Genomic DNA, 20,745 nt, shown 5'->3' with positions numbered 1-20,745 from the left:
TGGAAAACGTTCGCGTTGCCCTGGCCGCGGTTGCCAGGGGCGATACGCCGGTCGGGCTGGTCTACCGGACCGATGCGACGGTCGAGCCGGATGTCGCCGTGCTGGCCGAATTTCCCCAGGCCAGTCACCCGAGGATCCAGTATCTGGCCGCGCTCACCAGCACGCAGGCGCATCCGGCGGCCGCCGCATTCCTTGCCTATCTGGAGGAAGCGCGCGCACGGGAAATCTTGCATTCTCTGGGGTTTCTAACCGATAAGGTGAAATAGCCCACGGCTGACTGGTGGGCGGCAGGAACCAACAGATTGAGCGCACGTGGATTTTTTCTCTCTTCAGCCCGGTGAGTGGCAAGCCCTTGCCCTGACATTGAAGGTCGCTTCCGCCGCCCTGGTCGTCGTGCTGCCACTGGCGGTCCTGATCGCCTATCTGCTGGCCCGCTACCGGTTCCCCGGCCACGGTCTCGTCAATGCGCTTGTCCACATGCCACTGGTACTGCCGCCGGTGGTCACCGGGTACGTTCTGTTGCTGACATTCGGCCGCAAGGGTCCTGCCGGGGCTTTCCTGTCGGAGGTCTTCGGCATCAGCTTCGCCTTCAACTGGACCGGTGCCGCTCTGGCCGCGGGTGTCATGGCCTTCCCCCTGATGGTGCGGCCGATCCGGCTTTCCTTCGAGGCCGTCGATCCGAAGCTGGAGGAAGCGGCCAAGTCGCTCGGCGCTCACCGGCTGGTTGCCTTCGCAACGGTGACCCTGCCGCTGGCGCTGCCGGGCATTCTGGGCGGGGCCATTCTGGGTTTTGCAAAGGCCATGGGCGAATTCGGCGCGACCATCACCTTTGTCTCCAATATTCCGGGCGAAACCCGGACCCTGACGCTGGCGCTTTATACGGCAACGCAGACACCGAGCGGTGACCTCGCCGCCTTCCGCCTGACGTTGATTGCAGCCGTCGTCGCCTTTGCCGCGCTGATCGCCTCCGAGGTTCTGGCCCGCCGCCTGCGTGCGCGTGTGGGAGGCCGCCATGCTTGACGTCGACATCGAAGGCCGCGTCGGCGGTCTGGGTCTAAGTGCGCGGTTCGTCAGCAAGGGCGGTGTTACCTCGCTGTTCGGCCAGTCCGGGGCGGGCAAGACCAGCCTGACCAACATGATCGCCGGATTGATCACGCCCACGTCCGGGCGGATTGCGGTCAACGGCACAACTCTTTTCGACGCTGACAAGGGCATCAACCTTTCCGTTCAGGCACGGCGCGTCGGTCACGTCTTTCAGGACGCTCGGCTCTTCCCCCACATGAATGTCAAGGCCAACCTGACCTATGCGCGCTGGGCCGGCCATCGGCACGGAACGCGCGATTTCAAGGAGGTCGTCGATCTTCTGGGGCTGGGCCATCTGCTGGACCGCAGGCCGGAAACGCTTTCGGGTGGCGAACGGCAGCGGGTCGCCATCGGCCGGGCGCTGCTGTCGGATCCGCGGCTCCTGATCATGGACGAACCGCTGGCCAATCTGGACCAGGCCCGGCGCAACGATATTCTGCCTTATCTGGACAGGCTGTGCGTGGAAGCCGGCATCCCCATCCTTTATGTCAGCCATTCCATCGAAGAGGTGGCACGGCTCTCCAACACGCTGGTCATCCTGTCCGAGGGCCATACCCCGGCCTATGGGCCGGTCGCGGACATGCTGGCCCGCACGGACCTTGGCCGGGCCACCGGCCGTCATGAGGCGAGCGCGATCCTCAATGGCACGGTAACCGGGCTGGACGCGGCCTGGGACCTGACCCTTGTCGACATCGGTGGCGCTATCCTGCAGATCCCGGACATGGAGGCAGACCCCGGCGATATCGTGAGACTGCGCATCCGGGCAAGGGACGTTGCCCTGGCTGTTCGACCGCCCGAAGGGCTTTCCATTCGCAATGCGTTTGGTGCGTCGATCCTCAGTATTTCCGAGGAATCAGGACCTTACGCGGAAATCCTGTGTTCGGTCGGTGACCAGACGATCCGCGCACGCATCACCCGGGCGTCCGTGTCGGACCTCGGTCTCGAAGCCGGAAAGGAAGTCACGGTGCTGGTCAAGTCCGTGGCCATCGATCGCCGGCAGCGTGCACCGGCGCCGCGCCGCACGCGCAAATGATTCGATAGCCGCGGGAAACGATTTATACTGGTCGGATGATGCGCAGAAGCAAACGCCTCACCTGGCGAACGTTGAAACTCGGCATTCGCGCGGCAATGGTCGTCGTCACGCTGGTGGTCATGTGGCTGACCGGCCTCGCGAGCCTGCGCATCTCGCTCGATGAGCTGAACACGCGGGCGGAAGCCAACCTTGCTGTTCAGACCGCCGTTCTCGAGCGTCATCTCGACAAGTTCCGCCTGCTGTCGCCGCTGCTGGCGCGCGGTCCCAACATCGGCCGGATACTCGATCCATTCGGCTCTCCGTCCGACCCGAGCGTCGCGGCCATCGCGGCGGGCATGTCAGGCGCCGAGGAGGTCTGGCTGATGGACCCTGCCGGTGACGTCGTTCTTTCGAGCCTCGAGGGAATTCGCTCCGGGGCGGCCGGAGGAGCCCAGAGGATTCCGCGGGCGTTTGAACAGGCGCGGCAGGGCCAGCTTGGCCGCCAGCTGATCCCCGGAACGCCGGACAGAGTGTCCAACTACGTGTTCGCCTCGCCCCTGCGGGAAAACGCGATGTTCATGGGGGTGCTCGCTGTCAGGGTCAGCCTCGATGACGTCGAACAGGCCTGGGCGCTGAGCAAGGATCCGATTCTGGCGCTTGACGGTTATGGCAGGGTGGTCGTCACCAATGTGCCGGCCTGGCGTGGCAAATTTGCCTCCGAACTCGATCTCGGCGTGGACATTGCCGAGCTGTCGTTCCCGGGGCGTCCGGAATTGCTTGTGCCGGCCGCCGGCAATCCGGGCTATCACATGCAGCTTTCCGGCGACCTGCCGGTTCTCGGCTGGACTGTCAAAACGCTTGTCGACATCGAGGACGCGCGCCAGCGTGCCGGGTGGGCCATGCTGGTCGCTCTGCTGGTGTGTGTCATCGCCGCCGGCGGTATCTGGTTCCTCATCGCCAGACGCGAGGAGTTTCTGCGCCAGGAACGCCGGACCCGCGCGGCGGCGCTGCGGTTGGAGCGGCGGGTCCAGAGCCGGACCGCCGACCTGCGCAAGGCCAACTCCCGGCTGGAACGGGAGGTCAAGGAACGGGAACAGGCGGAAGCCAACCTGCGCCTCACCCAGGCCGAACTGGTGCAGGCGGCGAAACTCGCCACGCTGGGGCGCATGTCTGCCGCCCTCAGCCACGAATACAACCAGCCGCTGGCCGCCATTCGCTCGGACGCGGAAATCGCCGGAATGCTGATCGAACGCGGCCGGGCTGCCGAGGCGCAGGCCAACCTCACCCGGATCGGCGGAATGGTCACCCGGATGGCGGAAATCGCCAAGACGTTGAAGGGGTTCACCCGCAAGTCCGGAACGGATATCAAGCCGGTCTCGCTGCGCCAGGTGGTCGATGAGGCAATGTTGCTGCTGCAACCGCAGATCAAGCAGAGCGAGATCTCCCTGGCCCTCGACATTCCGGACGCGGACCTGATCGTGAAGGGTGGCCGCATCCGGCTGGAACAGGTGGTCATCAATCTTCTCTCCAATGCACTGGATGCGGTTTCGGGCAACTCGCAGCCGGAAGTCCGGCTCGCCATGCGCAAGGACGGCGAGGAGGCCGTCCTGGTTGTCAGCGACAACGGTCCCGGTATCGACGCGGAAGCCATGCCCCAGATCTTCGATCCGTTTTTTACGACCAAGGACGTTGGTGCGGGCCTTGGGCTCGGCTTGTCGATTGCCTATAAGATCGTTCATGACTTTTCCGGTTCGCTCAAGGCGGCCAACCGGGAAGACGGCGGTGCGGAATTCACCATGCGCCTGCCGCTCGTGGACGAACGCGCACTTGCCGCGGAATAAAGGGACCGGGAAACACATATGGATCAGGCAACCGTTCTCCTGGTTGACGATGAAGCGGACCTGCGCGGCTCCTTAAGCCAGGGTCTGGAACTATCCGGACACGAGGTCTTTGCCACCGGCACGCCGGAAGCGGCGCTCGAACATGTCAACCGGGGCTTCTACGGCGTTCTGGTAACCGACATCCGCATGCCCGGTACCGACGGCTTTCAGGTCATGAAACAGACCTTTGAGATCGACCCCGCCCTGCCCGTGGTGCTCATCACCGGTCACGGCGATGTGCCGCTCGCGGTGGAGGCCATGCGGGCGGGCGCCTATGACTTCATGGAAAAACCCTTTTCCGTATCCCGGCTCGCCTCCGTGGTGGAACGGGCGCTCGACAAACGCCGGCTGGTTCTTGAAAACCGCAAGCTGCGCGAGGAACTGGCCGACCGCACCGGCCTTGAAAGCCGCCTGGTCGGCCGCACGCCTGCCATGGAACTGCTCCGGCGTAATGTCATGGCTCTGGCGGCGACGGACGCGGACGTCCTGATTCTGGGGGAAACAGGGTCCGGCAAGGAGGTGGTCGCACGGGCGCTGCACGACGAGGGGCCACGCAAGAAAAAACCCTTCGTGGCGCTGAACTGCGGCGCGCTGCCGGCCGAAATCATCGAATCCGAACTCTTCGGCCACGAGAAAGGCGCCTTTACCGGCGCCAGCGGCCAGCGGATCGGCAAACTGGAGCACGCCCACGGCGGCACGGTGTTTCTGGATGAAATCGAATCCATGCCGCTGGAACTGCAGGTCAAGCTTCTCAGGGTCATCGAGACCCGTACCATCGAGCGGCTCGGCTCCAACAAGCCGATCGAGCTGGACGTGCGTTTCATCGCCGCGACCAAGGAGGATCTGGAAGAGGCCGGGCGGGACGGCCGGTTCCGTCTCGATCTCTTCTACCGGCTGAACGTGGTCAACGTGGAAATCCCGCCGCTGCGCGACCGGCTGGAGGATATCCCGCTGCTGTTCCAGCATCTGGCGGTGGAAGCGCGGGCGCGCTACCGGCGTGAAATTCCGGACATCGGCGAAGACTATCTGGCCGGCCTGATGGGGCGTGACTGGCCGGGAAACGTGCGCGAACTGCGCAATGTCGCCGACCGGTTCGTCCTTGGGCTCGAACAGGTTCCGCAGGTGGCTTCCGGTTCGGGAACCTCGCTGTTCGAACAGGTTGCGTCCTACGAGAAGGCGCTCATCGCCGCCGAACTGAAACGCAATGGCGGGGCCATCAAGCCGACCTACGAAAATCTCGCCCTGTCCCGCAAGGCGCTTTACGAGAAGATGCGAAAATACGGCCTTGGCAGGGAAGAGGGGCTACAGGTCTAGGCAACAGCCCGGTTTCCTGCCCTCCCGGTTCGCGCTTCGCTTGGCCGGGATAGCAAACTTCAGACCGAGAAAATTATTACCCGCCCTGTCACAAAACGCCTCCCCCGGTCGTCAACGTTGTGTCACTCCCTGAAACACATGGAAAAAGCATGACGACTTCTACCGCAGTCAATCATTATCAGAACCTTCCCTCCCTCGTTCAGGCCTTCGCCGCTGCCAGCGATGCGATCGGTCAAACAGAAATCGACCCGAAATTGCGCCATCTGGTCGACCTGCGCGCCTCCCAGATCAACCAGTGCGCCTTTTGCGTGAAAATGCATACGAAGGAAGCGCTGGAAGACGGCGACAGCCACGAGCGGATCGAGCGCCTGACGGTCTGGCGTCACGTGAGCGATTTCACCGCCGCGGAAAAGGCCGCTCTCGCCTGGACGGAAGCCTTGACCTGCCTTGATGTCAGCACCGACTATGCCGGTCTGCGCAAGACCTTGCGCGAACATTTCAGCGACGCGGAGATCAGTGCGATCACCGCGGCCGTTGCCATGATCAACCTCTGGAACCGGATACAGGTGTCGAACCACTGACATGACAAACGTTTCGGACAGCAAGGTATTCGAGAACGTGCGGCCCCGGCTATTGGGGCTGGCCTACCGCATGCTCGGCTCCATGGCGGATGCCGAGGACGCGGTTCAGGACACCTTCGTCAAATGGCAGGCGTCGGACAAGGCATCGGTATTAAATGCCGAGGCTTTCCTGACGACCGTCTGTACCAACTGCTGCCTGGACGTCCTGAAATCCGCCCACAAGAAGCGGGTTGACTATGTCGGCCCGTGGATCCCCGAGCCGTTGCAGATCGGCACGGAGACGGACCCCGAAAGCGATCTGACCCGGGCCGAGTCGCTGACAACGGCCTTTCTCCTGCTTCTGGAACGGTTGAGCCCGAAGGAACGCGCCGCCTACCTGCTCAGGGAAGTGTTCGGCAAACCCTATGGCGAGGTGGCGGAAACCCTCGGCATCAGCGAAACGGCGTGCCGGCAGCTGGTTTCCAGAGCCGGCCGTCACGTCCGGAGCCCTGCATCCCGGTTTGTGCCGCCGCCTGATGATCAGGAAAGGATGCTCACCGCGTTTCTGGCGGCCGTTGAAAGCGGATCCGTGGAAGACCTCGGGGGGCTTCTGGCCGATTCCGTCCAGTTCCAGGCCGATGGCGGGGGCAAGGCCACGGCGATCGGACGCGTGCTGGAAGGTCCGGAGATGGTCGGGAAATATGTTGCGCGCATCCTCGGGCGGCTTTGGGCCGAAAGCCGTCTTGAGCCCGGGAACCATCTGCAGGTCATGGACATCAACGGCTTGCGCGGTTTTGCCCTGTTCAACGGAACGCGGGCCGTTACGGTTCTGACCCTTGGCTATTCGGAAGATGGCAGGATCGACCGGATCTACATCGTCCGGAACCCTGAAAAGCTTCAAAGACTTGCCGCTCCGTTGCGCCACGACCCGGCCAGCGGTGCGATCTGGCATTGAGCCTTTCGCCGGATGTGGATGTGTCGATTTCGACACATCGGCGGGTTCCAATGTGTCACCTTCCACCCACCCATTGAGCATCCTCCCCGATGGCTGGTTTCGTCTTCATTTGATAACCTGCGGAAATCGGCGTTTTTTCAGAAGCTGGCAGGAATTGGCACGCGCCTTGCGATCATTCCGGCGACCAGCCACCGCGCTGTCCGGCCAAACCGGCCGCCTTACTGAAATGTCTGGGAGGACATCAGATGAAAAAATTTGTAATCGCCGCCGCGACCGCGGCATCCTTTGCCCTGTCTGCAAACGCCTTTGCCGCCGATGCCTGCGATGACGGCGAAATCGTCATCAAGTTCAGCCATGTGGTTGCTGCGACCGGCCACCCGAAAGGGGACGCTGCCACGTTGCTGGCAGAACGGGTGAACGACGAGATGAACGGCAAGGCTTGCATGCAGGTGTTCCCGAACTCTCAGCTGTTCGACGACGACAAGGTGATGGAAGCCCTGCTTCTTGGTGACGTTCAGCTCGCCGCTCCGTCGCTTTCCAAGTTTGAAGCCTATACCCTGAAGTTCCGCCTGTTCGATCTGCCGTTCCTGTTTCAGGACCTGAAGTCCGTCGATCGCTTCACCACCGGTGAAGACGGCAAGGCCCTTCTCGGATCCATGAAAGACTACGGTTTCCAGGGTCTCGGCTACTGGAGTTCCGGCCTGAAGCAGTTCTCCGCCAACAAACCGCTGATGGTGCCGAGTGATGCGGCGGGCCTGAAATTCCGGGTGCAGACGTCTGACGTTGCCGTGGCCATGATCGAAGCCATGGGGGCAAACGCCCAGAAGCTGGCCTTCAAGGAAGTCTATGGCGCCCTGCAGACCGGTGTTGTCGACGGTCAGGAAAACTCCTGGTCCAACATCTACACCCAGAAATTCTTCGAAGTTCAGGACGGCATCACCGAAACCAACCACCAGCTGCTCGCCTATCTGCTGGTCACCTCCGACGAATGGCTGAACAGCCTGGAGCCGGACGTTCGCGACCAGTTCCTGCAGATCGTCGAGGAAGTCACCGCGACCGCCAACGGCAAAGTTGCCGCCAAGGAAGCCAATAACCGTCAGAACATTCTCGACACCGGCGCCACCATCCGCCAGCTGACCCCCGAACAGCGGAAGGCATGGGTCGATGCGATGAAGCCGGTCTGGGAAAAGTTTGAAGGCGATATCGGCAAGGATCTGATCGATTCTGCCGTAGCTTCCAACAGCGCCAGCTAAGTTCGACACACGATGAACCAAGGAAGGGCCGGATTGTCCGGCCCTTCTCTCAGGGAGAAAGCTCTTCCCGGCGTTCGCCGCCGCGGACGACGGGAAGACGACCTGAGGCCTTTTTCGGGGGAAACGCATGCAACGCGTCGACAATTGGGTCACGCGCTTTGAGGAAGGGGTTCTGGCTCTTCTTCTGGCAGCAATGACCATCGTATCCTTCACCCAGGTGGTGGCACGATACGGCTTTAATTCCGGCTGGACCGGAGCGTTGGAATTCACACGCATCCTGTTTGCCTGGCTGATCCTGTTCGGCATGAGCTACGGCGTGAAGATCGGCTCCCATCTTGGTGTCGATGCCGTCATCCGCCTGTTCCCGAAGCCTGTCTTCCGGGTGGTTGCCGTATTCGGCGCCCTGTGCGGTGTGGTCTACGCGCTCACCCTGCTGTGGTCCGAATGGCTGCATATCTTCGGCCTCGAAACGCGGGGCGGTGCCATCGACTACTGGATGAAGATGTACAAGATCGGCATCGGCCTCGATGACCTGCGCTATCCCGACTACGTTATCGAACAATTCGGTACCAAGGAACGCGTCCAGCGCTGGATCGCCTACCTGATCCTGCCCATCGGTCTGGCGCTCTTCCTGTTCCGCTGCATCCAGGCGGCCTGGCAGATCCTGACGGGCGAGCGCGAGATGATGATCGCCGCGCATGAGGCGGAAGACCTCGTCGCCGAAAACAAAGACGTTCTGAAGGACTGAGGCGCGGGTCATGGAAGCAGCAATTCTCTTTATCCTCGTCCTCGGCTTTCTGTTCCTGGGCGTCCCGATCTCCATATCGCTGGGTCTGTCCAGTGTGCTGGCGATCGCCATCTTCTCCGACGATTCCATCTCGTCGGTGGCTCTGCAGCTGTTCACGGCCTCGCAGAACTATACGCTTCTGGCGATTCCGTTCTTCATCCTCGCCTCGGCCTTCATGTCGACCGGCGGTGTTGCCAAGCGCATCATCCGCTTCTCGATAGCAAGCGTCGGCTCGATCCGGGGCGGACTTGCCATCGCCGGCGTCTTCGCCTGCATGATGTTCGCGGCGCTCTCCGGCTCCTCGCCGGCGACCGTGGTCGCCATCGGCACGATTGCCATCGCCGGCATGCGCCAGGCGGGATATACCAAGGAATTCGCGGCCGGCGTCATCGCCAATGCGGGCACGCTCGGCATCCTGATCCCGCCCTCCATCGTGATGGTGGTCTATGCGGCGGCGACCAACGTTTCCGTCGGCCGCATGTTCCTGGCCGGTGTCGTTCCGGGACTGATCGCCGGCCTGATGCTGATGGTCGCCATCTATGTGATGGCCCGCGTCAAGAACCTGCCCGCCCAGCCCTGGCCCGGTTTCAAGGAAATCTGGCATGCCATGATGGAAGCGGCCGTCGGCCTTTTCCTGATGGTCATCATCCTCGGCGGCATCTACGGCGGCATCTTCACGCCAACCGAAGCGGCGTCCGTCGCGGCCGTCTATGCCTGCCTCGTGGCGCTGTTCGTCTACCGGGACATGGGCCCTCTGACCGGCATCCGCTGGGTGCAGGAAGGCGACGGCCCGCATGGAATGATCGGTTTCAAGGCGATCACCTATGCAGTGGCGGCAATGTTTATCTGGTCGGGTCTGGCTTATGCCTTCACCGACCGGCAGGGCTTCTACGGTCTGGACAGCATCATTGTCCTCGTCGTTGCGCTTGTTGCCTACCCGCTCCTGCGCCATAGGGCCAGCCCGGCGGATCTGCCTGGGCTCTACGGTGTCGGCGCCAGGGTCTGGGGCCGTAACATCGGTCTGATCACCTGGAAGTTCTTCCCGGCCATGTTCCACAAGGACACCAAGAAGGTGATGGTGGACGCGGCCAAGACGACGATCATGCTGATGTTCATCATCGTCAACGCGCTGCTCTTCGCCCATGTGCTGACGGCCGAACGCATCCCGCAGGCCATCACCGATCTGATGGTCGGGGCCGGCTTCAACTGGTTCACCTTCCTGATCGCGGTCAACCTGCTGCTCTTGCTCGGCGGCCAGTTCATGGAACCGTCCGGCCTGCTCTTGATCGTGGCACCGGTGGTCTTCCCGATCGGTCTGGAACTCGGCGTCGACCCGATCCATCTCGGCATCATCATGGTGGTGAACATGGAAATCGGCATGATCACGCCGCCGATCGGGCTGAACCTTTTCGTGACGTCGGGGATAACGGGCATGAGCCTCGTGCAGGTCGTGCGGGCGGCGGCGCCGTTCGTGATGATCCTGCTCCTGTTCCTCATCCTCGTCACCTATGTCCCGGGTCTGTCCACCTGGCTGCCCTACAGCCTGATGGGCCCCGAGATCATCACAAACCGGTAACGGTCCGGACCATCACGACTTCAGACGGCGGCTTTCAGAAGCCGCCGTTTTTGCTTGTAATCTCGCATCCGGCCTCATCCTGAGGAGCCGCGTAAGCGGCGTCTCGAAGGATGTTCCGAACGTTCAGGAGCAAGCAGCCAATTCTTCGAGACAGCGCTTCGCGCTTCCTAAGGATGGGGTTGGAGAGAACGGTGCATGAAAAAAAACCGGCCCCGAACGGGACCGGCCTCATTCAAGAAGCTTTTTGCGGAAGAAACCGCTCAGACGATGCTGCCCAGCTTCATGGCAACGCTCATGTCGCCTTCCACCTGCATCTTGCCGCCCATGAAGGCCGCCGTCGGGTTGAGGTCTCCGGACAGCAGCTCGCCGAGGTCTTCGGCCGACATCTTGATGGTGCAGTCCGCCTCGCCGTCGTCGTTGGAAACGTCGGAGCCCTGCAGGAAGATGACGCCGTCCGCGCCAAGGTCGAACTTGACGCTTTCTTCAATGCCGCCATCGGCCACCTTCGCGCGGACACCTTCTGTGAGTTGTTCCAGGGACATGTTGTCTTCTCCCGTTTGAGTGGGGCCGGAGCCCGTGTTGTCCTCTTGAAGCATGCCGTTTACGTAACCGTCAAGTATGAATTTTCGACTTGGGCCTCACTCCACCGGCATCAGGGTTGTTCATCGAAACACTAGCAAAATTGTCTTCCCGGGCGAAGCGCAAGCGTAGTCCCGGGACCCGGGAAGCGGCTGACGCAGCAATCTCATCGCAGGTCCCGGGTGTCCGGGATCCCCGCTTCCACGGGGATGACAGCAGGGTTAAAGCTGGCCAACCGGCAGCTCGGGTCGGATCCGGCTTCAGTGATTGTCCCGAGGCAATCCCTTGGTGTGGGCCACATCCCGGTATTTGACCGCCGGTTTCAGCACCATGCCCTCGTCGAACTGGCCGATCATGCTTCGCTGGATTTCCTGCCAGGGGGTCTGGCTTTCGGCGAACTTGAAGCCGCCCTGGGCTTCCAGGTCCGTTCGGCGCTGCGCCAGTTCCTCGTCGGAAATCAGGATGTCGGCGGTGCCTTTTTTCAGATCGATGCGCACCCGGTCACCGGTTTTCAGCAGCGCCAGCCCGCCCATGGCCGCGGCTTCCGGCGAGGCGTTCAGGATCGAAGGAGAGCCGGAGGTGCCGGACTGACGGCCGTCGCCGATGCAGGGCAGCGAGGTAATGCCACGCTTGATGAGCGCCGTCGGAGGCTGCATGTTGACCACTTCCGCGCCGCCCGGATAACCGATCGGACCGGTGCCGCGGATGAAGAGCATGCAGTGCTCGTCGATCTCAAGCGCCGGATTGTCGATGTTGTCGTGATAGTCCTCAGGTCCCTCGAAGACGATGGCGCGGCCTTCGAAGGCTTCCGGGTCGTCCGGATTGGAAAGATAGCGGTCGCGGAATTCCTCCGAGATCACGCTTGTCTTCATGATCGCGCTTTCAAAGAGGTTGCCCTTGAGGTTCAGGAAACCGGCCTTTTCCTTCATGGGCGCCTCGAAGGACTTGATGACGTCCGGCAGATCGGTGGTGATGCCTTCGCAGTTTTCGCCCATGGACCTGCCGTTGGCGGTAACGGCGCCCGGATGCGGCAGCTTGCCGTGGCGCATCAGTTCGGCGACGACCGCCGGAACGCCGCCGGCGTGAAAATAATCCTCGCCCAGGTACTCCCCGGCCGGTTGCAGGTTGACCAGCAGCGGAACGTCGTGGCCGATCTCCTGCCAGTCGTCGTTGTCGAGCTCCACGCCGAGATGACGGGCGATGCCGTTGAGGTGGATCGGCGCGTTTGTCGACCCGCCGATGGCGGAGTTGACGACGATGGCGTTCTCAAAGGCTTCGCGCGTCATGATGTCGGACGGCTTCATGTCCTCGTGCACCATGTCGACGATGCGTTTGCCGGTTTCATAGGAGATCGCGCCGCGCTCGCGGTAGGGGGCCGGGATCGCGGCCGCGCCCGGCAACTGCATGCCGAGTGCCTCGGCGAGCGAATTCATGGTCGTTGCCGTACCCATGGTGTTGCAATAGCCGACGGAGGGTGCCGAAGAGGCGACCAAATCCATGAAGCCTTCGTAGTCGATCTCGCCGGCGGCGAGCATCTGCCGTGCCTTCCAGACGATGGTGCCGGACCCGGTGCGCTCGCCCTTGTGCCAGCCGTTCAGCATCGGGCCGACGGAAAGGGCAATGGCGGGAATGTTGACGGTGGCGGCGGCCATCAGGCACGCAGGCGTGGTCTTGTCGCAGCCGATGGTCAGCACGACGCCGTCAATGGGATAGCCGTAGAGCAGTTCCACGAGGCCGAGATAGGCAAGGTTGCGGTCAAGCGTGGCGGTCGGGCGCTTGCCTGTTTCCTGGATCGGATGAACCGGAAATTCGAAGGCAATGCCGCCCGCGTCGCGGATACCTTCGCGCACCCGCTTGGCCAGTTCCAGATGGTGGCGGTTGCAGGGCGACAGGTCGGAACCGGTCTGGGCGATGCCGATGATGGGCTTGCCGGATTGCAGCTCTTCGCGGGTGATGCCGAAGTTGAGATAACGTTCGATATAAAGCGCGGTCATTCCCGGATTGTCCGGATTGTCAAACCAGGCTGCAGACCGAAGTTTCGGTTGTTTGGTGTCGCTCATGGCGCCGCGTTCCCCGACCAGTTCTAAGTGTTATCTAGAGCGGAATTTGCTCCAGGTCGATAAACACCAGCATACGTAAACTGTAAAGACAATGCGGGAGGAAAATCGTCTCCTTTCAGGAGATCACTATGCCACAGCCTGCTTGTGCAGCGTGCCGGCGGCGGAAATGCGGGCATAGGCCCAAAGAATGCCAAGGCAGAGCGAAAACAGGACCGGAGCGGCGGCGAGTGGCAGAAGTGCAGTGGCGCCGCAGATACCGCCGAGGGCCCATAGTCCGGTCAGGAGCCTGCGGGCGTGAACCGCCAGAAAACTGCGCCGCGTGGCGAGAGCTTTCAGGGCCGGAAAGGCACCGATGTCGTCGGTATTGCTGACGGCGATCGGAGAGGGGAGCGGCGCACCTTCCCGGATATCGTCAGCCGCGCAGTCCCGCAATTCCAGGGTGCTCCGGTCTCCCGAAAGGGTCAGCACCAGCGGAACGTCCGGACCGAACTGCCTTTTCGCGGCTTCCGGCGCGGTTTCGCCCGGCTTCGGGTCGGTCAGGACTTCCAGTCCAAGCATGCCGGCCAGGGCTTCGCGGGTCTTGCGGCTGTCGCCGCTATGAAGCCACGGGGTCAGGCCTTCCGAACGCAGAGCCATGCCCGCAACGCCGGCATCCTGCCGCAAGGTTCCCTCCAGCCCGAGGACGCCGACAACGCGGCCGCCGACGGCGACGCGCAGAACCGTCTTGCCGTCCGCCTCCAGGGACCGCGCGATCGCGTCGGCGGTGAAGCTGTCGATCTTGAGTTTCTGCAAGAGGTCGGTCGTGCCGATCACCACCGTCTGGCCACCCAGAAGCGCCACCACGCCGAGGCCGGGCGTTGGCTCGAACCTGTCGGGCCGTTTCACCGACACATGCCACTGGGAGGCCAGTTGGCGCAAGGCAAGAGCAACCGGGTGGTCGGACTGCGCCTCTGCGGAGGCGGCGACCGCGAGCAGGGTTTTCGGCTCGTTGTTGAAGGCCATGACGTTGGTCACCATCAGGTCCGGTCCCGACATCACCGCGGTTTTGTCGATGACGATGTCGCGGGCGCGGGCAATCCGGGTGAAGGCGCCCGGCGTCAGGTCGCGGGCTCCGGCTGCAAGGGCGGCCCGGTGAAAGATCTTGTCCGCAAAGGCGTTGATGCCGTCGATCAGGTGAGGCCAGGACAAAAGCAGGGCGGCGGCGGCCGCGCCCGGGGCGGCCGCGGGCTCGAAAGTCCACCAGAAAGCCGCGGTGACGGCGGCAAGGGTCAGGGAGCAGCCTGCCTCGATCAGGCCGCTCCGGTCGCCTCGAGGCGGCAGAATGACCACGCCGAGGGCGCGCAGAACCATCATGCAGGCGGCCGCGACCGCCAGCAGGTCGACCGGCACGGCGGGCGTTCCGGCTACCACAAGAAGGGCTGTGAGCATCAGAAGAAGCGCGCTGGCTGCAATGCTTGCCAGCGTCAGCGACCGTCCGGTCCGGGTGTTCAGAGAGAAGGACAGGGCCAGAAGGGAAAAGATGGAGGAAAACATACCGAAAATCACGGCACTGAACCGGCCGAACACCTGAACGGGATCCTCGCCGGCGGGCATCGTCGTGGTCACCACTTCCGCCGCCAGCGCCAGAAACACCAGGGCCAGGCACACGAACAGTAGCCAGAGAGCAGTGACAAGGGTCGATTTCGGCATGGCCGGTTGCTTTCGGTTCGAGTCTTTTCAAAAGCCTCCACCACCGGATGCAGAAACAACCTCTGCCTGTGGCCCGGAGACGGCCTCAAGATGAGCAAGACTGTTATCCCGGGCAATGGCGCGCGGCCGGGGAAGCCGGCGGCAGGAAGGGCCGGAAAGCAGGTTATTGGCAGATCTGCCAGGAGTCAGAGCTGTAGAAGGTCAAAAGAGCTTCCGGGCAGACGTAAGTTTCATGCGTCGAACAATTTGAAACGTGCCAATGAGCTTAAAAGTAGAAAGGAAAAGCTGAAATACAATTCCCTTATCGAAGCGAGAAGAACTGCAAGAGAGCGCCATGGAGGGAAGTTGTTTACTTTTTGTTTACCACAAATTTCGCTAAGACCATCTGCTTCCTGTTGTGAAACAATGGCGTGAATTGGCGGCAGCGAACGTCGGTCCGATCGTTTTCTGACTCAAGTGCGAATTGCTTTCGCAGGCAGGCAAAATCTGCCGGGTCTGGACTCGATTGTGGTTATTTGGTGGCGCATTTCAGGGAATCAGGGTGGCAGCCCGAGTCAAGCCTGCGACTCGGGCGAATCTGAAAAGAGACTCAGTGCCAGATACTTAACCGGGGCCATCTGTTTGAGGAGCCGCCGGACACAAGTCCGGCAGAGACACCTCAGACGGTTTCCAGATTGGCGCGCGACAGCAACTCCATGGACGGCATCAGGTCGAGAAGCTCCCGCGTATAGGCATGCTGGGGGGCTTCGAACAGCCCGTCGCAATCGCTGACCTCGCACAGCTCGCCGTGACGCATGACGCCGATGCGGTTGCACATCTGCCGGATGACCGCGAGGTCGTGGCTGATGAACAGCATGGTGAGACCCAGTTCTTGCTGAAGGTCTTTCAGAAGGTTCAGGATCTGCGCCTGGATCGAGACGTCCAGCGCGGACGTCGGCTCGTCGCAGATGAGGAAGCGCGGCCTCGTGGCAAGCGCGCGGGCAATCGAGATGCGCTGGCGCTGGCCGCCGGAAAACTCGTGCGGGAACTTCGCGCCCGCCGCCGTGCCGAGCCCGACATGGTCGAGGAGATCGTCGACGATCTGGCGGACTTCCGCATTGCCGGACGCAAGCCGGTGGAACCTGATCGGTTCGGCGATGATGTCCCGGACCCGCATTCTGGCGTTGAGTGAGGAATAGGGGTCCTGGAAGATCATCTGCATCTGGCGGCGCATCGCCAGCACGTCCTTGCGGTTCCGGAGCGACGTCAGCTCGGTTTTGCCGAACAGGATGGACCCGCCGGTCGGCTGGTAAAGGCCGGTGATCAGCCGGGCGATGGTCGACTTGCCGGAGCCGCTTTCCCCGACAAGGCCGAAGGTTTCGCCTTCGTGGATGTCGAAGCTGACCTTCTTGACCGCCTGGAAGTACTTTCGTTTTGAGGGAAAGATCGATCCCCGGACCTCGAAACGCATGTCCAGGTCACGGATCTGCACCAGCGGCCCGTCGACCTTTTCATAATCGCGCGTCTTGCCAAGCCAGTGGGTGGAAATGTCGATTTGCTTTTGTGGCGTTCCCGCCGCCTCGATGTAGTTCACCACCGGAAAACGTTCGACCTTGATGTCGGGCCGCGGCACGGCGGAAATCAGGCTCTGCGTATAGGGATGTTCCGGCGCGCCCAGGACCTGGCTTGTCTCGCCGTATTCGACCAGCTTGCCGTGATACATCACCGCGACATGGTCGGTGATGTCGGCGATCACGCCCATGTCGTGGGTGATCACCAGCATCGCCACGTTGCGCTCCTCGCAGAGCTTCTTCATCAGGACGAGGATTTGCGCCTGGATGGAAACGTCGAGCGCAGTGGTCGGCTCGTCCGCGATCACCAGTTCCGGTTCCGCGCACAGTGCCAGGGCTATGACCACGCGCTGGCGCATGCCGCCGGAAAACTGGTGCGGATACTGCCTGATGCGCTCTTCCGGGTCCGGGATGCCGACCGCGTCGATCAGCTCGACCGCCCGCTTCCGGGCGTCCCTTGCAGACAGCGGCAGATGAGTGCGGATCGTCTCCACCAGCTGGGATTCGACCGTCTGCAGCGGGTCGAGCGAGGTCAGCGGATCCTGGAAGATCATGCCGATCTTGCGGCCGCGCAGCAGGCGCTTCTGCTTGTAGGGCAGGTCATCGATGCGCTTGCCGTGCAGGAAGACCTCACCGCCCGCAATGTGACCGGGCTCCTGGAGCAGGCCGATCACCGCATTGCCGACGGTGGATTTGCCAGCGCCCGATTCCCCGACGACGCCGAGGATCTTTCCGGCCTCGACCGTCAGATTGACGCCGTCGACGGCAACGAAAACGGATTTGCGGGAAGGAAACTCGACCCTCAGGTCCTTGATTTCGAGAACGCTCATCCTGCCCTCACCGCAGCTTCGGATTGAGGGCGTCGCGCAGCCAGTCGCCCAGAAGATTGACGTTCAGCACCAGAAGCGCCAGTGCCAGGCCTGGGAAGATCGCGATCCACCACTCGCCGGAATAAAGGAAATCGTTGCCGACAGCGATCATGGTGCCGAGCGACGGCTGGGTGGGCGGCATGCCCACACCGAGGAAGGACAGCGTTGCCTCCGTCACGATGGCCAGCGCCAGATTGATCGTCGCGATCACCAGGACGGGCCCCATGACGTTCGGCAGGATGTGGCGGGCCATGATCACCACCGACGGCAGGCCGATCACACGGGCGGCCTGCACATATTCCTTGTTTTTCTCCACCATCGTGGAGCCGCGCACGGTGCGCGCGTACTGGACCCAGAAAGACAGGGCCAGAGACACGATCAGGATGTAGAAGGCGAAGACATCCCGGTCGAGGTGGCCGAAGATGCCATTGGCGATGCCGTCGATCAGAAGGGCAATCAGGATCGCGGGAAAGGTGAGCTGGATATCGGCGATCCGCATGATGACCGCATCGATCCGGCCGCCCATGTAGCCGGCGACCAGGCCGAGCGTGATGCCGATGGCCGCCGCCGCGATCACCGAGCAGAAGCCGACGATCAGCGAGATCCGCATGCCGTAGAAGATGCCCGACAGCATGTCCCGGCCCTGGTCGTCCGTTCCGAGCAGAAAGCGCGGATCGGAATATTCCATCCAGACCGGAGGCACACGGGCATCCATGATGGAAATGGAGGCCAGGTCAAACGGATCGTGCGGGGCAATCCAGGGGGCGAGAAAGGCCAGCAGGAAAAGAAGAATTGTCCCGCAGGCCGCGACGACGGTGACCTTGGAGCGCAGGAAGGAGTGGAACAGGTCGCTGTCCAGGAACCGGGCAACGCGCCCGGGGGCGGCATCCGGTCCCGCCCTGTCCTGAACGGCGGCCTTGGCTTCTTCGTTGGTGACGTAAGGCATGGTTGAATGCCTCCCTTAGGGCCGCCCGACCCGCAGGCGCGGATCGATCAGGAAATAAAGAATGTCGACGATGAAGTTGATCGCCACGAACAGGAAGGCGGTCAGGAGCAAATAGGCCGACATGATCGGAATATCGACGTTCTGCACCGCCTGCAGGAACATCAGCCCCATGCCCGGCCACTGGAACACGGTCTCGGTGATGGTTGCGAAGGCAATGATGGCTCCGAGCTGCAGGCCGGTGATGGTGATCACGGGCACCAGCGTGTTCTTCAGGGCGTGGCGGAAGTGAACTATGCGGTCCGGCAGGCCGCGGGCCCGGGCAAACTTGATGTAGTCTGTCCGGATGACCTCCAGCATCTCGGCACGGATCAGGCGCATGATCAGGGTCATCTGGTAAAGGCCGAGCGTGATCGACGGCAGGATCAGCGCTTTCAGGCCGGAAACCGTGAGGAATCCGGTAGTCCACCAGGAGCCGATCTGAACGGTCTCGCCCCGGCCGAAGCTCGGCAGCCACTGCAGGGTGACCGAGAACAGGAAGATCAGCAGGATGCCGATGAAGAAGGTCGGCAGGGAAATGCCGACAAGCGAGACCGACAGGAACAGCTTCGAAATGGCTGATTCCCGATGGAGGCCGGCGTAGATCCCCATGGGTATGCCGACGACAAGCGCAAACAGCGCCGAGGTGAAACTGAGTTCCAGCGTCGCCGGAATGCGTTTGGCGAACAGATCGGCCACCGGCTGGCGGAACTGGTAGGAAGTGCCGAAATCGAACTGGACCGCATTGGTCAGGAACCGGACGAACTGCACCGGGATCGGATCGTTCAGGCCAAGCTGTTCCCGCAGGGCCTCGCGCTGCTCGATTGAGGTTTCGATACCGACCATCTGGTTGATCGGGTCCCCGACGAAACGGAACATGGTGAAGGCGAGAAGCGCAACCACCAGCATGACGATCATCGCCTGCAGAAAGCGGCGAGTTGCAAATCCAATCATTTCGGCACTTTTCGTCTAGATCGGCGGATGCTCGACCGGAATCGATTGAGCATCCGAAAGCCGATCGTTTCCAAAGTGTTGGAGTATCTTGCCTGCCTTCATCTGAACGCAGGCGGCTCCAGGCATGAAAAGGCGCCCCCGGCCAAGCCGGGAGCGCGGATGATGTGAAACCGGGGTCAGTTCTTGGTCACGAAGCGGAACTTGAACTGGTTGTCGGCACGCTGGACAAGCTTGACCTTGTCGGACACGCCCCAGGCCAGACCCTGCTGGTGCAGCGGGATGTAATAGGCGTTGTCGTGGCTGATCTTGAAGGCTTCGGCGATCAGGCCGTCGCGCTTTTCCGGATCGATTTCGACGAGAATGTCCTTGGTAAGGCTATCGATTTTCTCATCGCAGAAACCGCCCAGGTTGAACGGCGAGCCCTTGCCGGCCTCATCGCGGCAGTTCATCAGGTTGGACAGCACGTTCCAGCTGTCGAGAGACCCGGGGGTCCAGCCGAGCAGGTATAAGGACGTGTCGAAACCGCCGGATGCCAGCACCTTGGCGAAATATTTCGCTTTCGGCTGGGCGTTCAGGTCCACCTTGACGCCGACACGGGCGAGCATGGCTGCAACCGCCTGGCAGATGGCTTCGTCGTTCACGTAGCGGTCGTTCGGGCAGTCCATGCCGATGGAGAAGCCGTCCGCATAGCCCGCATCCGCCAGCAGCGCTTTCGCGGCTTCCGGATCATAGGGATAGCGCTCGAATTCACCGGACTTGGAGAACAGGAACGGCGAGATCATGATGGCCGAGGGGGTCGACAGGTCGCGCATGACCTTCTTCTTGATGCCCTCGATGTCGATGGCCTGGTAGAAGGCCTTTCGCACCCTGGCGTCCTTCAGCGGGTTCTTGCCCTTCACGTCGGAATAGAGCAGTTCGTCGCGCATCTGGTCCATGCCCAGGAAGATGGTGCGCAGTTCCGGGCCGGTCAGGGCCACGGTACCCGCGTTGTCGTTGATGCGTTTGATGTCCTGCACCGGGATCGGATAGACCATGTCCAGTTCGCCGGACAGAAGCGCGGCGACACGGGTGGCATCGGAAGAAATCGGCGTGAACTCGACGGTATCGATATTGTGCTTGGCTTCGTCCCACCAGCCGTCGAACTTTTCGTAGACGGTCTTCACACCGGCCTCGTGGCTGGCGATCTTGAACGGACCGGTGCCGTTTGCATGCAGCGCGGCGTAGTTCGGCGTGGTGTCGGAGGCGGAGGTCACCTTGACCGCGTCGTTCTCGGTCGTCCACTCCTTGTCCATGATGTAGAACGTGTCCCACTCATAGTGCAGGATCGGATTGGGACCCGTCAGCACGAAGTCGACCGTGTAGTCGTCGACGATCTCCACTTTGACGTCAGCGCCGACGCGGGTGGTCAGGTCGGATCCTTCGGAGCGCACGCGGTCGACGGAGAAGGCAACGTCCTCCGCATTGAAATCGTTGCCGTTATGGAACTTGACGCCCTTGCGCAGGTGGAACCGCCAGCGGGTCGGCTCCAGCACTTCCCAGCTCTCCGCCAGCGCGGGTTCGATCACCAGATCCGGGCCGCGGCGGACCAGGCCTTCATAGGCATTGCCGAGCGACGACAGGGTGAAGGTCTCGTTGAGGCTGT

At 62.1% G+C, this 20,745-nt stretch carries 17 protein-coding genes; 10 read left to right on the top strand and 7 right to left on the bottom strand.

What is annotated here, in order from left to right:
• The 10 genes from ACQY7U_RS07025 to ACQY7U_RS06980 form a co-directional block, all read left to right on the top strand.
• On the top strand, positions 1-266 hold a 266-nt coding region (locus ACQY7U_RS07025; RefSeq protein WP_428643123.1), incomplete at its 5' end, for a substrate-binding domain-containing protein.
• A 46-nt stretch (positions 267-312) separates the two neighbouring features.
• Positions 313-1,020 (top strand): molybdate ABC transporter permease subunit, encoded by a 708-nt coding sequence (modB, locus tag ACQY7U_RS07020; RefSeq protein ID WP_428643122.1) that lies wholly within the window; start codon positions 313-315, stop codon positions 1,018-1,020.
• Positions 1,013-2,116: a molybdenum ABC transporter ATP-binding protein gene (gene modC / locus ACQY7U_RS07015; protein ID WP_428643121.1), complete on the top strand. Its 1,104-nt coding sequence runs from the start codon at positions 1,013-1,015 to the stop codon at positions 2,114-2,116. Before modB ends, modC begins: the two co-directional genes overlap by 8 nt.
• 38 nt (positions 2,117-2,154) lie before the next feature.
• On the top strand, positions 2,155-3,936 hold the full coding sequence (locus ACQY7U_RS07010; protein ID WP_428643120.1) for a sensor histidine kinase: 1,782 nt from the start codon (positions 2,155-2,157) through the stop codon (positions 3,934-3,936).
• A gap of 18 nt (positions 3,937-3,954) precedes the next feature.
• On the top strand, positions 3,955-5,289 hold the full coding sequence (locus ACQY7U_RS07005) for a sigma-54-dependent transcriptional regulator (RefSeq protein ID WP_428643118.1): 1,335 nt from the start codon (positions 3,955-3,957) through the stop codon (positions 5,287-5,289).
• A 149-nt stretch (positions 5,290-5,438) separates the two neighbouring features.
• On the top strand, positions 5,439-5,870 hold the full coding sequence (locus ACQY7U_RS07000) for a carboxymuconolactone decarboxylase family protein (protein WP_428643117.1): 432 nt from the start codon (positions 5,439-5,441) through the stop codon (positions 5,868-5,870).
• Between the two features lies 1 nt (position 5,871).
• The gene (gene sigJ, locus ACQY7U_RS06995; protein ID WP_428643116.1) at positions 5,872-6,804 is read left to right on the top strand and encodes an RNA polymerase sigma factor SigJ; all 933 of its coding nucleotides are present in this window, start codon (positions 5,872-5,874) and stop codon (positions 6,802-6,804) included.
• 245 nt (positions 6,805-7,049) lie between these two features.
• Positions 7,050-8,057 (top strand): DctP family TRAP transporter solute-binding subunit, encoded by a 1,008-nt coding sequence (locus tag ACQY7U_RS06990; protein ID WP_428643115.1) that lies wholly within the window; start codon positions 7,050-7,052, stop codon positions 8,055-8,057.
• A 127-nt stretch (positions 8,058-8,184) separates the two neighbouring features.
• Positions 8,185-8,805 carry a TRAP transporter small permease gene (locus tag ACQY7U_RS06985; RefSeq protein WP_428643114.1) on the top strand — a complete coding sequence of 207 codons (621 nt, stop codon included), beginning with the start codon at positions 8,185-8,187 and terminating at the stop codon, positions 8,803-8,805.
• 10 nt (positions 8,806-8,815) lie between these two features.
• Positions 8,816-10,420: a TRAP transporter large permease gene (locus ACQY7U_RS06980; protein ID WP_428643113.1), complete on the top strand. Its 1,605-nt coding sequence runs from the start codon at positions 8,816-8,818 to the stop codon at positions 10,418-10,420.
• A 260-nt stretch (positions 10,421-10,680) separates the two neighbouring features.
• Here the strand turns inward: ACQY7U_RS06980 and ACQY7U_RS06975 are convergent, their stop codons facing one another.
• From ACQY7U_RS06975 to ACQY7U_RS06945, 7 genes are all read right to left on the bottom strand, one after another.
• Positions 10,681-10,962 (bottom strand): SCP2 sterol-binding domain-containing protein, encoded by a 282-nt coding sequence (locus tag ACQY7U_RS06975; RefSeq protein WP_428643112.1) that lies wholly within the window; start codon positions 10,960-10,962, stop codon positions 10,681-10,683.
• A gap of 297 nt (positions 10,963-11,259) precedes the next feature.
• Positions 11,260-13,059 (bottom strand): IlvD/Edd family dehydratase, encoded by a 1,800-nt coding sequence (locus ACQY7U_RS06970; RefSeq protein WP_428643110.1) that lies wholly within the window; start codon positions 13,057-13,059, stop codon positions 11,260-11,262.
• A gap of 126 nt (positions 13,060-13,185) precedes the next feature.
• Positions 13,186-14,748 carry an HAD family hydrolase gene (locus tag ACQY7U_RS06965; protein ID WP_428643109.1) on the bottom strand — a complete coding sequence of 521 codons (1,563 nt, stop codon included), beginning with the start codon at positions 14,746-14,748 and terminating at the stop codon, positions 13,186-13,188.
• Positions 14,749-15,406: 658 nt separating this feature from the next.
• Positions 15,407-17,128 carry an ABC transporter ATP-binding protein gene (locus ACQY7U_RS06960; RefSeq protein ID WP_428643108.1) on the bottom strand — a complete coding sequence of 574 codons (1,722 nt, stop codon included), beginning with the start codon at positions 17,126-17,128 and terminating at the stop codon, positions 15,407-15,409.
• A 7-nt stretch (positions 17,129-17,135) separates the two neighbouring features.
• A complete protein-coding gene (locus tag ACQY7U_RS06955) occupies positions 17,136-18,113 on the bottom strand; it encodes an ABC transporter permease (RefSeq protein ID WP_428643106.1) in 978 nt (325 codons plus the stop codon).
• Positions 18,114-18,128: 15 nt separating this feature from the next.
• Positions 18,129-19,103 (bottom strand): ABC transporter permease, encoded by a 975-nt coding sequence (locus ACQY7U_RS06950; RefSeq protein ID WP_428643104.1) that lies wholly within the window; start codon positions 19,101-19,103, stop codon positions 18,129-18,131.
• A 176-nt stretch (positions 19,104-19,279) separates the two neighbouring features.
• Positions 19,280-20,745 (bottom strand): ABC transporter substrate-binding protein (locus ACQY7U_RS06945; protein WP_428643102.1); only part of this gene is annotated, 1,466 nt, incomplete at its 5' end.

This window comes from Roseibium sp., from assembly GCF_050301095.1.
Classification (GTDB): Bacteria; Pseudomonadota; Alphaproteobacteria; order Rhizobiales; family Stappiaceae; genus Roseibium.
This window is presented reverse-complemented; position numbering and strand designations above follow the sequence as displayed.

Excerpts from the sequence above, each read along its gene's own strand:
- ACQY7U_RS06980 (WP_428643113.1), top strand. The coding sequence starts at position 8,816 with ATGGAAGCAGCAATTCTCTTTATCCTCGTCCTCGGCTTTCTGTTCCTG.
- ACQY7U_RS06955 (WP_428643106.1), bottom strand. The coding sequence starts at position 18,113 with ATGCCTTACGTCACCAACGAAGAAGCCAAGGCCGCCGTTCAGGACAGG.
- ACQY7U_RS06965 (WP_428643109.1), bottom strand. The coding sequence starts at position 14,748 with ATGCCGAAATCGACCCTTGTCACTGCTCTCTGGCTACTGTTCGTGTGC.
- ACQY7U_RS07010 (WP_428643120.1), top strand. The coding sequence starts at position 2,155 with ATGCGCAGAAGCAAACGCCTCACCTGGCGAACGTTGAAACTCGGCATT.
- ACQY7U_RS06990 (WP_428643115.1), top strand. The coding sequence starts at position 7,050 with ATGAAAAAATTTGTAATCGCCGCCGCGACCGCGGCATCCTTTGCCCTG.
- sigJ (WP_428643116.1), top strand. The coding sequence starts at position 5,872 with ATGACAAACGTTTCGGACAGCAAGGTATTCGAGAACGTGCGGCCCCGG.
- ACQY7U_RS07005 (WP_428643118.1), top strand. The coding sequence starts at position 3,955 with ATGGATCAGGCAACCGTTCTCCTGGTTGACGATGAAGCGGACCTGCGC.
- ACQY7U_RS06985 (WP_428643114.1), top strand. The coding sequence starts at position 8,185 with ATGCAACGCGTCGACAATTGGGTCACGCGCTTTGAGGAAGGGGTTCTG.
- ACQY7U_RS06950 (WP_428643104.1), bottom strand. The coding sequence starts at position 19,103 with ATGATTGGATTTGCAACTCGCCGCTTTCTGCAGGCGATGATCGTCATG.
- modC (WP_428643121.1), top strand. The coding sequence starts at position 1,013 with ATGCTTGACGTCGACATCGAAGGCCGCGTCGGCGGTCTGGGTCTAAGT.
- ACQY7U_RS07000 (WP_428643117.1), top strand. The coding sequence starts at position 5,439 with ATGACGACTTCTACCGCAGTCAATCATTATCAGAACCTTCCCTCCCTC.
- ACQY7U_RS06970 (WP_428643110.1), bottom strand. The coding sequence starts at position 13,059 with ATGAGCGACACCAAACAACCGAAACTTCGGTCTGCAGCCTGGTTTGAC.
- ACQY7U_RS06975 (WP_428643112.1), bottom strand. The coding sequence starts at position 10,962 with ATGTCCCTGGAACAACTCACAGAAGGTGTCCGCGCGAAGGTGGCCGAT.
- ACQY7U_RS06960 (WP_428643108.1), bottom strand. The coding sequence starts at position 17,128 with ATGAGCGTTCTCGAAATCAAGGACCTGAGGGTCGAGTTTCCTTCCCGC.